The 13,958-nt window shown below is 63.5% G+C and carries 12 protein-coding genes; 9 read left to right on the top strand and 3 right to left on the bottom strand.

All coding sequences use genetic code 11. The annotated features are described in order from the left end of the window. Positions 1-258: 258 nt before the first annotated feature. A complete protein-coding gene (locus NLM25_RS28080; protein ID WP_254139151.1) occupies positions 259-972 on the top strand; it encodes an ABC transporter substrate-binding protein in 714 nt (237 codons plus the stop codon). A gap of 11 nt (positions 973-983) precedes the next feature. Here the strand turns inward: NLM25_RS28080 and NLM25_RS28085 are convergent, their stop codons facing one another. Together NLM25_RS28085 and NLM25_RS28090 are read right to left on the bottom strand one after the other, a co-directional pair. After that, entirely contained in the window at positions 984-1,187 is a 204-nt protein-coding gene (locus NLM25_RS28085; RefSeq protein ID WP_254139152.1) for a hypothetical protein, read from the bottom strand. 28 nt (positions 1,188-1,215) lie between these two features. After that, positions 1,216-1,395 carry a hypothetical protein gene (locus NLM25_RS28090; RefSeq protein WP_254120632.1) on the bottom strand — a complete coding sequence of 60 codons (180 nt, stop codon included), beginning with the start codon at positions 1,393-1,395 and terminating at the stop codon, positions 1,216-1,218. Between the two features lie 204 nt (positions 1,396-1,599). On the opposite strand from NLM25_RS28090, the gene NLM25_RS28095 reads away from it, so the two are divergent. Continuing rightward, a complete protein-coding gene (locus tag NLM25_RS28095) occupies positions 1,600-1,974 on the top strand; it encodes a YciI family protein (RefSeq protein ID WP_254139153.1) in 375 nt (124 codons plus the stop codon). Here NLM25_RS28095 and NLM25_RS28100 read toward each other — a convergent pair. Further along, positions 1,941-2,534 carry a TMEM175 family protein gene (locus NLM25_RS28100; protein WP_254120635.1) on the bottom strand — a complete coding sequence of 198 codons (594 nt, stop codon included), beginning with the start codon at positions 2,532-2,534 and terminating at the stop codon, positions 1,941-1,943. The genes NLM25_RS28095 and NLM25_RS28100 overlap by 34 nt on opposite strands. Before the next feature lie 126 nt (positions 2,535-2,660). Between NLM25_RS28100 and NLM25_RS28105 the strand changes: the two genes are divergently transcribed. From NLM25_RS28105 to NLM25_RS28135, 7 genes are all read left to right on the top strand, one after another. Beyond that, entirely contained in the window at positions 2,661-4,718 is a 2,058-nt protein-coding gene (locus NLM25_RS28105) for an ATP-dependent helicase (RefSeq protein ID WP_254139154.1), read from the top strand. A gap of 56 nt (positions 4,719-4,774) precedes the next feature. Further along, entirely contained in the window at positions 4,775-5,752 is a 978-nt protein-coding gene (locus tag NLM25_RS28110; protein ID WP_254139155.1) for an NADPH:quinone oxidoreductase family protein, read from the top strand. Between the two features lie 98 nt (positions 5,753-5,850). Further along, positions 5,851-6,882, top strand: a complete 1,032-nt coding sequence (locus NLM25_RS28115) for an LLM class flavin-dependent oxidoreductase (protein WP_254139156.1) — start codon at positions 5,851-5,853, stop codon at positions 6,880-6,882. A 443-nt stretch (positions 6,883-7,325) separates the two neighbouring features. After that, positions 7,326-8,942, top strand: a complete 1,617-nt coding sequence (locus NLM25_RS28120; protein WP_254139157.1) for a TolC family outer membrane protein — start codon at positions 7,326-7,328, stop codon at positions 8,940-8,942. 183 nt (positions 8,943-9,125) lie between these two features. After that, positions 9,126-11,396, top strand: a complete 2,271-nt coding sequence (locus NLM25_RS28125; RefSeq protein WP_256570745.1) for a type I secretion system permease/ATPase — start codon at positions 9,126-9,128, stop codon at positions 11,394-11,396. 3 nt (positions 11,397-11,399) lie between these two features. Beyond that, positions 11,400-12,653: an HlyD family type I secretion periplasmic adaptor subunit gene (locus NLM25_RS28130; protein ID WP_254120649.1), complete on the top strand. Its 1,254-nt coding sequence runs from the start codon at positions 11,400-11,402 to the stop codon at positions 12,651-12,653. Between the two features lie 213 nt (positions 12,654-12,866). Continuing rightward, positions 12,867-13,904: a transglutaminase-like cysteine peptidase gene (locus tag NLM25_RS28135; protein WP_254139158.1), complete on the top strand. Its 1,038-nt coding sequence runs from the start codon at positions 12,867-12,869 to the stop codon at positions 13,902-13,904. Positions 13,905-13,958 lie beyond the last annotated feature (54 nt).

Below are 13,958 nucleotides of genomic sequence, written 5' to 3' on the forward strand. Positions count from 1 at the left end.
TTCGACAGTTGAGATTCTCTCTTCACGCGACTTGCGTGATGATCCTGCCGGCCCATGGGCGCCTTGGCGGGGTCTTATCTTGCGCCCAGCAGCAGGATTCTCGCGCAAACTATCACTTCACGTCCTGGAATGACATTGGGTAAAGTCCTGCATGACGGGGGCGCGGTGAGCGCTGCGGCCGCCACAGGCGCCACCACCGGTAGATCGCGCGGGCATCAGAATCCAGTGGTAGCAACAAACGATCGAAGGAGACGCCTCATGTGGCGGATCATCGTCGCCTGCCTGGCATTGCTCGCAGCCGGTCCGTCACCGGCGCAGGAGCTGATCCGACTGGCGCGGATCGCCGACATCCCCGATCAATATGTCGGCGGCGAGATGCTGCGGGCCGTCTACGCCAAGCTGAACATCAAGCTGGAGTTCGAGGACGTCCCCGGCAAGCGCGCGCTGGCACTGTCGAGCGCCGGCGAGGTCGACGGCGAGATCCAGCGGATCGGAACGCTCTCCCGCGACTACCCGACGCTGATTCAGGTCACGCCGGCGATCAACTATATCGAGCCGGCGGTCTTCGCGACGAAACTCCGTTTCGACGTCGATGGCTGGAATTCGATCAAAGACTACAGCATCGGCATCGTCCGCGGCGTCGGCTCCTCGGAAGCCGGCACGCGCGGCATGGCCCGCGTCACGGCGACCACGAGCCTCGAGAACATGGTCAGGATGCTCGACGCCGACCGTTTCGACGTGATGGTCACCGACCTCTTCAGCGGGCTCGTCGCGGTGAGGAAACTCGATCTGCAGGCCAGGATCCACCCGCTCTCGCCGCCGCTGGAGCGCATCCACATCTACCACTATCTGCACGAACGGCATCGCGATCTGGTGCCGAAGGTCGGCACGGTGATCGCGCAGATGGAAGCGAGCGGCGAGCTGGCAACGCTGCGCGAGGCGCTGGTCAAACGGGTCCTGAGCGCGCAGTGACCTCGCCGGGCTCAGCTCGCACGCAGCCGCTCACGCAGGGCAACGGCGGCAATCAGCAGGCCGATGCACCAGGCCATGGCGGCGCGCGGCGGATCATCGCCGAGGAGGACCGTGAAGATGCTGGCGAACAGGCACGGGGCGATCACCTTGCTGGACCGGCTCGCGAGCGAGAGCAGGAACGGCATCGTGGCGATCAATATGTGAAGCACGCTCATTGTCGCACCCCGGTTCGCCGCGCAGGGCTCAGAAGCCGCAGACGTTCAGTGCGCGCGGCTGCTTGCCGCGGCGGCTTTCGACGATCCGCTCGCCGCCGTTCTCGACCGAGCTGCCGTAATAGCGGTGATGGCCGCTCTGGTCGTGCAGATCGGCAGGCACCGATTGTGCCGCCCGACGCGCATCGCAGATGATCTTGATGGTCGACATGGCCGCCTCCGAATTGCTTCATTATTCTCAGTGGCCATCAGTCGCGCCGGTTTCGGGCCGCGTTCACACTTTTGGGCCGCAATCGGGTTTCAGAACGGTTTCGTCGCCGCTCCCGCCACGCAATATTTTACGCGCCGCCATTGTCGGGAGCGGTTGGGGTGATACGTCCTTTGGGGCGCGCGCAGCAAAATCAACGAGGTAATGATGCTCTACGCCATCCTGGCCTATCACGTGGAAGACGAGATCCTGTCCTGGACTCCGGAGAAGGACGCCGCGGTCGTGGCGAAAGTCATCGAGGTTCAGGAGCCGCTCCGGGCAAGCGGGCACCTCGGGCCGGCCGCCCGCCTGGATGAGACCCGAAAGGCCCGCACCCTGCGCGGTCCCGGCGCGGGCATCGTGCTGGACGGCCCGTTTGCCGAGACCAAGGAGCAGCTTCTGGGCTTCCACCTTGTGGAATACGACACGGATGAGGAGGCGATCGCGGCGGCGCGGAAGCTGCGCGAGGTCAATCCGAGCGCGGTCTACGAAATCCGCCCGGTCAAGCTTTACGTGCCGGCCGACGGGTTCGGCGCGACATAGAAGCGCTGGATCAGGAGCCCGCCGAAGGCGATGAACCACACGAAGGGCGCGACATGCGGCGCGAAGGCCGCAACGATCGTGCCCGGGATGAACACCAGCAGCGGAAACAGCGACGCCATGAGCTCCTGGCTCCAGCCGCCAAGAATCCTCCGCCACAGCCAGGCATTGAGGCCGGCGATCGCAGTCAGGTGCAGGCCGTAGAGCACCGCGACCGCGCTGCTCATGCCGTAATTGGTGTAGAGGCCGTTGGTGACAGGCAGCAGCACGATCGACAGCAGGAAGAACAGGTTGAGGATCACCATGCCGCGGCTGCCTACGGGCTGGCGCGCCAGCCGCCGGTGATGGCTGATCCAGAACACACCGGCGATGATGAAGCTGAGCGCAAAGCCGGCAAGCTTGCCGGAATAGACCCGCGCGAGATCATTCCAGTCCGGCGCGCTGGTGAACACCGCCGCCTTCGGCAGGTCGTAGGCGAGCAGCGTCATGGCGACGCCAAAGATGGTGTTGCTGAGCGATTCCAGCCGTCGCATCTCGAACTGGTCGGGCTTGAGCTCGGTCATGCCGGGTGCGCTTTTCGGGCTGGAACTTTGGGCCGTCTTGTCCCTAGGTCTTAACACCGGTTCCGTCCAGCCGCATTGCGATTCGTGCCGGGATCGCCGATTCTCACCCTTTCACCGGGGCGATTCGTGGCGACATATCTGGACACGCTCAATGCGGAGCAGCGCCGCGCCGTGGAGCATGGCGTGGCCGACGGTGCGACCGTGGGCGCCCCCCTGCTCGTCATCGCCGGCGCCGGCTCCGGCAAGACCAACACGCTGGCCCACCGTGTCGCGCATCTGATCGTCGCCGGCGCCGATCCCCGCCGCATCCTGCTGATGACGTTCTCCCGCCGCGCCGCGTCCGAGATGGCCGGCCGCGTCGAACGCATTTCCCGAAAGGTACTCGGCGAGAACAACGCCGCGATCATGCGCGACGCCCTCACCTGGGCCGGCACCTTCCACGGCATCGGCGCGCGACTGCTGCGCGAATATGCGGAGCGGATCGGCGTCGATCCCGCCTTCACCATCCACGACCGCGAGGATTCCGCCGACCTGATGAACCTGGTCCGGCACGAGCGCGGCCTGTCGAAAACCGAGAGCCGCTTTCCGGCCAAGGGCACCTGCCTGTCGATCTACTCGCGCTGCGTCAATGCCGAGATGGAGATCGAGAAGGTGCTGGGGGCGCACTATCCCTGGTGCGCGGGCTGGGCCGCCGAGCTGAAAGGCCTGTTCGCGGCCTATGTCGAAGCCAAACAGGCCCAGCACGTGCTCGATTACGACGACCTCCTGCTCTACTGGTCGCAGATGATGAGCGATGCGCTGATCGCCGAAGAGATCGGCGGCCGCTTCGATCACGTGCTGGTCGACGAATATCAGGACACCAACCGCCTGCAGTCCTCGATCCTCTTGGCGCTGAAGCCGGATGGACGCGGCCTCACCGTGGTCGGCGACGACGCGCAGTCGATCTATTCGTTCCGCGCCGCCACCGTGCGCAACATCCTGGACTTCCCGCAGAGCTTTTCGCCGCGCGCGGAAATGATCACGCTCGACCGCAATTATCGCTCGACGCAACCCGTGCTGGCGGCGGCCAACGGCGTCATCGGGCTCGCGCGCGAGCGCTTCACCAAGAACCTCTGGACTGACCGCAACGCTTCGCAGAAGCCGCAGCTCGTCACCGTGCACAATGAGGCCGACCAGGCGCGCTACATCGTCGAGGAAGTCTTGGCCAATCGCGAGCAAGGTGCCCTGCTCAAGCATCAGGCGGTGCTGTTCCGGACCTCCTCGCATTCCGGTCCGCTGGAGATCGAGCTGACCCGCCGCAACATCCCGTTCGTGAAGTTCGGCGGGCTCAAATTCCTCGACGCAGCGCACGTCAAGGACGTGCTGGCGCTGCTGCGCTTCGCCGAGAACCCACGCGATCGCGTCGCCGGCTTTCGCATCCTGCACCTGTTGCCAGGCATTGGCCCCGCGACCGCACAGCGCGTGCTCGATCAGATGGCGGAGAGCATGGACCCGCTGCACGCGCTCGGCCAGCTCCCGGTACCGGCGCGCACCGGTGCAGACTGGACCGACTTCGTCCGCACGGTCGAAAATCTGCGCTACTCGGAATGGCCGGCGGATCTGGAGCGCGTGCGGCTCTGGTACGAGCCGCATCTCGACCGCATCCACGAAGACTCCGAGACGCGCCGTGCCGATCTGATGCAGCTCGAGCAGATCGCGAGTGGCTATGCCTCGCGCGAGAAATTCCTGACCGAGCTCACGCTCGACCCGCCGGATGCGACCAGCGACAAATCCGGGCCGCCGCTGCGCGACGAGGACTATCTGATCCTCTCCACCATCCACTCCGCAAAAGGCCAGGAATGGAAGTCGGTGTTCGTGCTCAACGTGGTCGACGGCTGCATGCCCTCCGATCTCGGCGCCGGCACCAGCGCCGAGCTCGAGGAGGAGCGCCGCCTGCTCTATGTCGCGATGACCCGCGCCAAGGACGATCTGCACCTCGTCGTGCCCCAGCGCTTCTTCGTCCACGGCCAGGCCGCCAAGGGCGACCGCCACGTCTACGCCTCGCGCACCCGCTTCATCCCGGAATCCCTGGTCTATCTGTTCGAGCGCACCGCCTGGCCGAAGGCAGGCGCGGCCGGAGCGCGCACCGCCGCGCAAGGACCCAAGGTCGACATCGGCGCGCGGATGCGGGGGATGTGGCGGTAGACACAAGAGGCTAATCTCGGGACCTGTCAGGATAGCTGGAACCACAGAGGTCCGGAATGAAAGCCGTCGTCGTCGAGCAATACGCGCCCATCGATCAGATCGCGCTGAAGGATGTTCCGTCGCCGCACATCGAGCCGGGACAGCTGCGCGTCAGGGTGGAGGCTGCGGGAATCGGGTTTGTCGACGGCCTGAAGATTCAAGGGCTCTATCAGACCAAGGATCCCCTGCCCTTCATTCCCGGGACGGAGTTCGCCGGGATCGTGAGCGAAGCGCCTGGCAGGCCGGGTGGCTATCAGCCCGGCATGCGAGTGATGGGAATGACGCGGTCGGGCGCGCTCGCTGAAGAGATCGTCGTCCGGCCCGAAGCGCTCCATCCGCTCCCGGACGGCGTCACGGCTGAGGTCGCGGCCTCGTTTCGTGCCAATTATCTCACCGCCCTCTATGCGCTGAGCGCACGCGCCATGCTGGTCGCAGGCGAGCACCTTCTGGTGCTGGGCGCGGCCGGCGGCACCGGGACCGCGGCCGTTCAGATCGGCAAGCTGCTCGGCGCCCGCGTGATCGCGGCGGCATCGACCCCGGAGAAGCGCGAGTTCGCGCTGGCGCACGGAGCCGACGCGGTGATCGACTACACGCAGTCGGGCTGGCGCGACACGTTCAAAGAGCTGACCAACGGACACGGCGCCGACGTGATCTTCGATCCCGTCGGCGGCGAGATCTCGGTGCAGGCGTTCCGATCCATCGCCTGGCGCGGACGTCATCTCGTGGTCGGCTTTGCCGCCGGCGCCATTCCCGCGCTGCCTTTCAATCTGCCGCTGCTGAAGGGCGGCGCCCTGCTCGGCGTCGATCTCGCGCAGATTCCGACACGAGAGCCCGAAGTACAGAACCGCCTGATGGCGCAGCTGATCGGCTGGCTCGCCGGGGGCAAGCTGAAGCCAGCGGTCGGCCGCGTCTTCGCGCTGGATGATTTTCGCGAGGCGTTCAGGACGATGCAGACCCGCGGGGCACTCGGCAAGATGGTCGTGCGGATCTCCTGATAGTCTTCCAAACGGAAACCGAGCATTTCCGAAAGCCGACTTGTGAACTGAGGGCGGTCCATTAGGTGTGGTCGATCCTCCCCTCAGAGACCTGAACGATGACCGCACCGCTCGAATTCGGACTGGATACCTTTGGCGACGTCACAAGGGACGCCTCCGGCGCCATGCTTGCGCATGCGCAGGTGATCCGCAACGTCGTGGACGAGGCGGTGCTTGCCGACGAGCTCGGCCTCGACTTCATCGGCCTCGGCGAGCATCACCGCGCCGACTTCGCGATCTCCTCCCCGGAGACCGTGCTCGCCGCGGTCGCGTCGCGCACCAAGCGCATCCATCTCGGCTCGGCCGTGACCGTGCTGAGCTCGGACGATCCCATCCGCGTGTTCCAGCGCTTCGCCACGCTCGACGCCCTCTCCAACGGGCGCGCCGAGGTGATCCTCGGCCGCGGCTCGTTCACGGAATCCTTTCCGCTGTTCGGCTTCGACCTGCGCAAATACGAGGCGCTGTTCGAGGAAAAGCTCGATTTGTTCGCCGCGCTGCTGTCGCAGAAACCGGTGACCTGGGAAGGCAAGCTGCGTCCGCCGCTGCGGGATCAGCTGGTCTATCCGCCGGTCGAGAATGGCCGGCTTAAGACCTGGATCGGCGTCGGCGGCAGCCCGCAATCGGTGGTGCGCGCCGCGCATTACGACCTGCCCCTGATGCTCGCGATCATCGGCGGCGATCCCGCACGCTTTGCGCCCTTCGTCGATCTCTATCACCGCGCGTTCAAGGAGTTCGGCCGCATCGCGCAGCCGATCGGCGTGCATTCACCCGGCTACGTCGCCGAAACCGACGAACAGGCGCGCGAAGAACTGTGGCCCGACTACAAGGCGATGCGCGACCGCATTGGCAAGGAACGCGGCTGGCCGCCGATGGGCCGCGACGAGTTCGTGAACGAAGCCGAGCACGGCTCGCTCTATGTCGGCTCGCCGGAGACCGTCGCGCGCAAGATCGCCGAGACGGCGAAGGCGCTCGGCATTGCGCGCTTCCAGCTGAAATATTCGGCCGGGCCGTTACCGCACGAGAAGCTGATGAAGAGCATCGAGCTTTACGGCCGCAAGGTGGTGCCGATGGTGCAGGAGATCATGGGCTGAATGCGAGATGGCCCGCGCCGGCTCGATCAAGATTGACGAAGTATCGGGAAATGAAGATGGCAAACCTGCAATCCCCGCCTCCAGTAAAAGAGACATGCAATTCTTAAAGGCATCGACGAATGGCTTGTATTCTCATTCGGCGCACGAGAATCGGGCATCCCTGACGGAGGACAAGGTAAACAAATCGTAAGGGCGGGCCGCTCTAATCTCTCAGGAGAGGTAATATAACACCCTTTTTCGCAAATAAGTGGCGAAAATGCGACAGCTCTTCTCCATTTGCCCACCTTTTACTCATTCGGCCTAGATTATCATTCCAGTCCTTGCAAAGCTGATCGCTATTTCCGGGGGCCCCGCGTTCGTCGCAACCGACACGGGTGGAGGTTAAATTGTTTGGGCGAATTCTGATTTCTAGTGCTTTGCTGCTCGTTCCGTGCGGAACCGCCATGGCGGAGCCGTTCTCGATCAACGACGCGCTAAAGCAGGCCGTCAAAACCAACCCGGGCGTCGGCGAGGCATCGGCCAACCGTCGCGCCACGGAGAGCGAGCTTCGGCAAACCCAGAGCACGCTGTTGCCGCAGGTGCGTGTCGAAGCACGGTGGGGGCCCGAAAAGTTCGATCAGAGCGCTGCCGTCACGAGCAGCACCGCCCTGCCCATCCCGGTCGCGGGCAATGGCTTGTGGCGGAACGGATCGCAGGAGTCCGTGGTCGTCCGACAACTTCTGTTTGATGGCTTCGCTTCGATCCACGACATCTGGCGGCAGACGGCCCGTGTCAATGCAGCCGCATTCAGGGTGCGCGAACGCACCGAACTGATTGCCCTGGACGCGGCGGAAGCCTATGTCGACGTCGTGCGCTATCTGCGACTGGTTCAGCTTGGCGAGCAGAACGTCACAAATCACGAGAAGATCTTCTCCAACGTCAACACGCGCTTTTCCGGCGGACGGGCCGGCGAAGGCGATCTCGAACAGGCCCGCGAACGGGTTGAAAGTGCGCGTGCGACGCTCATCGAATTCCGCCGCAGCCTGGAGGAGTCGCGCGCCAAGTACCGCAAGGTCGTTGGACTCGAACCCATCAATCTTCGTTTCCCGGCCCCGCTGGCCGGCCTGCCGTCGAGCCGCGACGAGGCGCTCGCGACCACTGTCCGGTTCAACCCCACAATTCAGGCCGCTCAGGCCGACGTTGATGCGGCAAAGCATGCGTATCGCGTGACGGACGGCGCGTTTGTGCCGACCTTCTCACTCGAGGGCCGCGCGACACACAACGACAACACCTATCCCTACCTGGGCGTCACTCACGACGACTACAGCGGCAAGGTCGTGATGTCCTGGGACGTGTTCCGCGGCGGTCAGGATGTCTGGCGTCGGTCCGAGATGGCCGAACGCTATGTCGAGAGCACGGCGCGGCATGCACGCCTCCAGCGCGACGCCATCGAGTCGATCGACAAGGCGTGGGCGGCGCGCACGGTCACGGCGACCAGAATAACGACGCTGATACGTGAGAACGACGCCAGTCGGAAGACGATTGCGGCCTTTCAGAAGGAATATGAGCTTGGCCAGCGCTCGCTGATCGACCTCTTGAACGCGCAGAACCAGTACTTCAATGGGCTGGTCTCGTTGACTTCGGCACGTGGCGTCGTGGTATTTGCCGACTATCAACTCCTGGCGGCCACGGGCACCTTACTCGAATACCTGAAGGCTCCGCCACCGGTTGATGCCGCACCGGTGGATCTCGGGCTCCTTGGGACGCCGACCTACAAATTGCCTACGCCTCGCTTGAAGTTGCCACAGACCGGCTCTGAGCCACTCAATGTTCCGGTGCCCGCACCTGAAGCGGCGCCGCAACGTCTTGGCCATGCGCGTGAAGCACCCGACGCCGATATGTTCAAGGACAGGTGGCCAAGATCGTCCGCCCTGCCGAGTTCGGCGGGAGCAAACGCGTGGCTTACCCAGCAGCTAGGCACGGACGCCCCGGTTGCGTTGCAGACCTTACCTGTTGCCGCTTACGCGGCAGACAAGAAGCCACATTGGCTGGCGACAGCATTTGACCCGGTTCAGAGATAGTTCCGGTTCCGGAATGTAATCCAGGGAGAAGGGTGCGGTTGGCGGTGCGCCAAACGACGAAAATCTCTTTGACGATTAACCTTTAGTCGGACTTCAACCTATTAACTAAATGATTCCTCGACGTTTTCGGCTATGTTGGAATGACGAACTTGTTAACGAAACACGTCATTTCATTTTGGGCATTTGCAATTGTTGTTTCGATCAACCGAGCCAACGCGCACGCATGGCCGCTCCGCTGCGGTAACGACAGCCGCGCCCGAACCCGAGCAAGCAGCAGCCGCTCCCCATCAGGGTGACCCGCTCACATCATCCCTGATGTACTTGTCCGCCTATCACGGCCGCGCCGTCAGTCGAGAGGCGCTCCTCGGAGGACTGCCGATCCTCGACGGGCGATTGTCAGTCCCGCTCTACGATCGCGCAGCTCGGCGCGCAGGACTCGAGACCCAAGCGGTCAAGCGCGAGATCGCGGACATACCCGCACTTGTGCTGCCTGCCGTCCTGATCATGAAAAACGGGACGACGCTCATTCTCCTGGAGTTCGAAAACTCCGGACGCGACATCAGGGTCATCGATCCGTCCCTGACGCCGAATAGCCCGGAAGTACACTCCGTCCAAACTCTCGCGCCGGGTTACACCGGATATGCGTTCTTCGTCAGGGCTGCAGCCGAGAGCAACGAGCGTGTCGTAGCCGCCGGCGATCTGCCGCGAAGTCACTGGTTCTGGTCGACCGCCAAAGTGCACTGGCGCAGCTACGGGCACATCGCGCTCGCCGCATTGCTCGTCAACATGCTCGCACTGGCCACGCCGCTGTTCACGATGAGCGTCTACGACCGCGTCGTGCCGAACGGCGCCGTTCCCTCGTTGATCGCGCTGTCGATCGGAATGGGCCTTGCCATCCTGTTCGACTTCGTGCTGCGGATGGTTCGAAGCAAAATGATCGACACGACCGGCAAGACCATGGATGTGGTACTGGCCGCGAACATTTTCGAGCACGTCATGTCGGTCAAGATGGCGCAGCGGCCGTCGTCGGTCGGCATCATCGCCAACCAGCTTCGTGATTTCGATTCGGTCCGTGAGTTCTTCACATCCGGCAGCGTGGTTTCGGCGACCGATCTGTTCTTTGCCATCATCTTCATCGGTGTATTGTTCACGATCGCGGGTCCGCTTGCCTGGATACCGCTCGCCATGTTGCCGATCATGATTGTCATCGGTCTGGGGCTGCAGCGTCCGCTGAGCCGTGCCATGAAGAGGCTCCAGGCAGAGTCTGCCGCGCGGCACGGCGTGCTCGTGGAATCGCTGTCCGGCATGGAGACTGTGCGCGCCACTGGCGCAGAATCTCGGATGCAAACGGCTTGGGAGCGCTCTGTCGCGGCCACCGCCCGCTCGGGCGAGGATGTGCATTTCTGGTCCTCGATGGCTCTTACCGCCACCAACGCAGCCCAGCAGGCAACGAGCCTCCTCCTCATCGTCATCGGCGTGCTCCTCATTCTCGACGGCAAGCTCTCGATGGGTGCGCTGGTCGCAGCCAACATGCTGGCTGGTCGCGTGCTGGCTCCGATCGCCGGTATCGCCTCGGTGATCACGCGCGGCACCCAGACGCTATCCTCGCTGAAATCGATCGATCGCATCATGTCGCTGGAACGGGAACGGTCACCCCAGCGCACCTATATATCCAGGAAGATCGACCAGGGGCGCATCAGCTTCGATAACGTCAGCTTCGCCTACCCCAATGCGCCGGGCAAGGCGCTCGAAAAGGTCACGTTCAAAATCGAAAGTGGCGAGCGTGTTGGCATCATCGGACGCGTCGGATCGGGGAAAACGACAGTTGGCCGGCTCCTGCTGGGCTTCTACGAGCCGCAGGAAGGGCGAATCCTCGTCGACGGCGTTGACTCACGTCAATACGATCCCGCCGATCTTCGCGCCGGCATCGGCTTTGCCCTCCAGGATACCGATCTCTTTTTCGGCAAACTGCGTGACAACATCGCCCTCGGCAAGCCGGAGGCGACTGACGAGGAAGTGCTTCACGCGGCCCGTCTGTCCGGTGTTGAAACGTTCATTGCCGGCCATCCGATGGGCTATGACATGCCGATCGCCGAAGGCGGTCGCAGCCTCTCGGGCGGTCAAAAGCAGGCAATCGGCCTCGCGCGTGTCCTGATCAGGAATCCGCGGATTCTATTCATGGACGAGCCGACGGCGCATTTCGACGTGCGCAGCGAAGCCGAGTTTCTCGAGCGGTTGAAGGCGATCCACGGCGACCGCATGACCTTGATCATCTCGACGCACCGCCTCTCGCTGCTCAATGCGGTCGACCGGCTGCTGCTGTTCGATAGCGGCCGCCTCGTCGCCGACGGGCCACGCGACAAGGTCCTCGCCTTGCTTCAGGGAAGGCCGAGTGGGCCTTCCGCCGAAAATGCGCCCCACCCCACCATGTCCCGAGCTCAATCGCAGGGCTGAACCATGGCGTCATCCGATTTTGCTTTCGCCAATGATGTCCGGGCTGCCGCGCTCACGCGCACGCCGCGAACTTCACGCATGCTCCTGATCACATTCCTCGCCATGCTGGCGGTGTTCGTGACTTGGGCGCACTTCGCCATCCTGGACGAGGTCAAGCGCGGCAACGGGCGTGTCGTGCCGGCGCGCCAGATCCAGGTGGTGCAGTCACTCGAAGGCGGTATCGTCGGCGAGATCCTCGTGCAGGAAGGAGCGATCGTCCAGCGGGGGCAATCGCTGATGCGCATCGACGATACGAAATTCGCATCCGAATTCGGCGAGATCAGGGAGCGACGCGCCGCAATGGCCGCACGCGTCACCCGGCTGGAGGCCGAAGCGAGGGGAAAGACCGAGCTGGCATTTCCCGATCAACTCGACCAGGTCGTACCGTCGGCCGTGGCCACAGAGACCAGCGTGTTCAAGATGCGCTCGCAGAAGCTGGCGCAGGACGTGGACGTGCTGAACCAGCAAGTCACGCGCCTGACCGGCACGCTCAAGCTGCTCGATCGGGAGTTGGCTCTGACACGGAAGCTGTATGAGCAGAAGGTCGTGCCGGAGATCGAGATGCTGCGCCTCGACCGCCAGGCGACCGAAATGAGGGGACAGCTCGCAGAGGCTCAATCCAAGATCGCGAGTACGGTCTCTTCCTTCCGTTCCCAGGCGGACGAAGACCTTGCCAAGTCGAAGGGCGACCTCGCCGTGCTCGACGAAAACATCAAATCGGCACAGGACCGGGTCAAGCGAACCGATCTGAGGGCGCCAGTGCACGGGATCGTCAACAAGCTGAACATCACCACCCTGGGCGCTGTCGTCCAGCCTGGTGCCAACGTCATGGATATCGTTCCTCTTGACGATACGCTCCTGGTCGAAGGCCGCATTCGGCCGCAGGATATCGCCTTCATCCGGCCCGGCCAGGATGCCGTCGTGAAGATCTCGGCCTACGATTCCTCTGTCTACGGCTCGCTGAAAGGCAAGGTCGAGCGCATCAGCGCCGATACCATCGTCGACGACAAGGCGGAAAAGACGCCGGAGCGACAGGAGAGTTTCTACCGGGTCATGATCCGGACCGATAAGAACCATCTGGGAACGGAGGAGAAGCAACTCCCCATCATTCCCGGCATGGTCACCACGGTTGAAGTCCTCACCGGCCAAAAATCGGTTCTGGATTACATCGTCAAGCCGGCCCGCACCCTGCGCGACGAAGCGCTACGCGAGCGCTGAGCCGCGGTACGGTTAATAAAGCGCAAAGTCAGGTGCGGCAATTTGGCGGCCGCTCGAAGCATGCGATTGACTGCCTTCGCGACAATTACCCCGCTCCTTCCGCGATTTAACCTCACCTAAGCGTCCCAGGTCGCAGTCTCGATCCAACAACAGGATCGGGGCGTGGATCGACGCAATAGACGTTGACGACGCTCCCGGCAGGGGACGTCGTTTATGGCACTGCAATTGGAATTGCAGCGAGCAGGCTTGCGCGCGCTTGGCGTCGGCCTGATTGCGTTGATCGCGACCGGTGCAACATCGCCCTCCCGGGCCGATGAGGCCATTGCTTCGGACTCCATGGCGTCGGACTCTCAGGAAGCCTTCGCGCCCGGCATTGACGCCGCCTCACGTCCGCCGGCGACGTTCTTCCGCATCAACGATGTGCTCTCCAAGCTCGACGCAATGCGAGGTCGCGGCCCGAAGGCGGTCCGCCTTGCCGCCCTCACGCCTTCCGGTACCGCGACCGACGCAGCACCAGAACCCAAACCGGCACCCGCCAAGGGCGAAGAACCGTTCGGCCTGTTCACCTTCCGCGCGCCCGAGGGGCTGCTGTGGCACAAGTGGCGTGGCCTCGAGGCGAAGCTCACAAAGGACGCCGAGACACTCAAACAGTGCCAGTCGGACGCTGGCAATTGCCCCACCTATGCTGCCCAGTTCCTGCGGCTGATCGCCTCCGTCAAATCAAAATCAGGGCGGGACCGCCTCGATGAGGCGAACTGGGCCGTCAACATGGTCGTTCGCTACGTCAGCGACTTCGCGCAGCACGGCGAGGCCGACCGCTGGAGCTCGCCGCTCGAGACTTTCGCCACGACCAAGGGCGATTGCGAGGACTATGCCATCGCGAAACTGTTGGCGCTGAACGAGGCTGGATTTCCGAGCGAGGACATGCGGCTCGTGCTGGTGCGCGACCGCGCCGTACGCCAGGATCATGCGGTGCTCGCCGCACGCCTTGATGGCCGCTGGCTCATTCTCGACAATCGGCGGAACAGCCTGATCGAGGATGGCGAAGCAACAAGCCTCACTCCGCTGTTCGCCATCAATCATGACGGTGTTCACCTGTTCGCGGCGCCCTACGCGAAACGGCAGCCTCTCACCGGCGAAATCGCGGCCGCACCGGCGGCCGAAGGCACCGACCGTGTCGAATGGACCGGAGAGGAGACACTCGGTAGCGGTGGCCAAGGCGGCCTCGGCTCCTTGCCGCTCCTGCTGTGATCGCCAGCACCGCTCGCGGACAAATGCTATAAAACAAGAAAAAAGGCGCCGGAC

The sequence above is a fragment of the Bradyrhizobium sp. CCGB01 genome, from assembly GCF_024199795.1.
GTDB lineage: Bacteria > Pseudomonadota > Alphaproteobacteria > Rhizobiales > Xanthobacteraceae > Bradyrhizobium.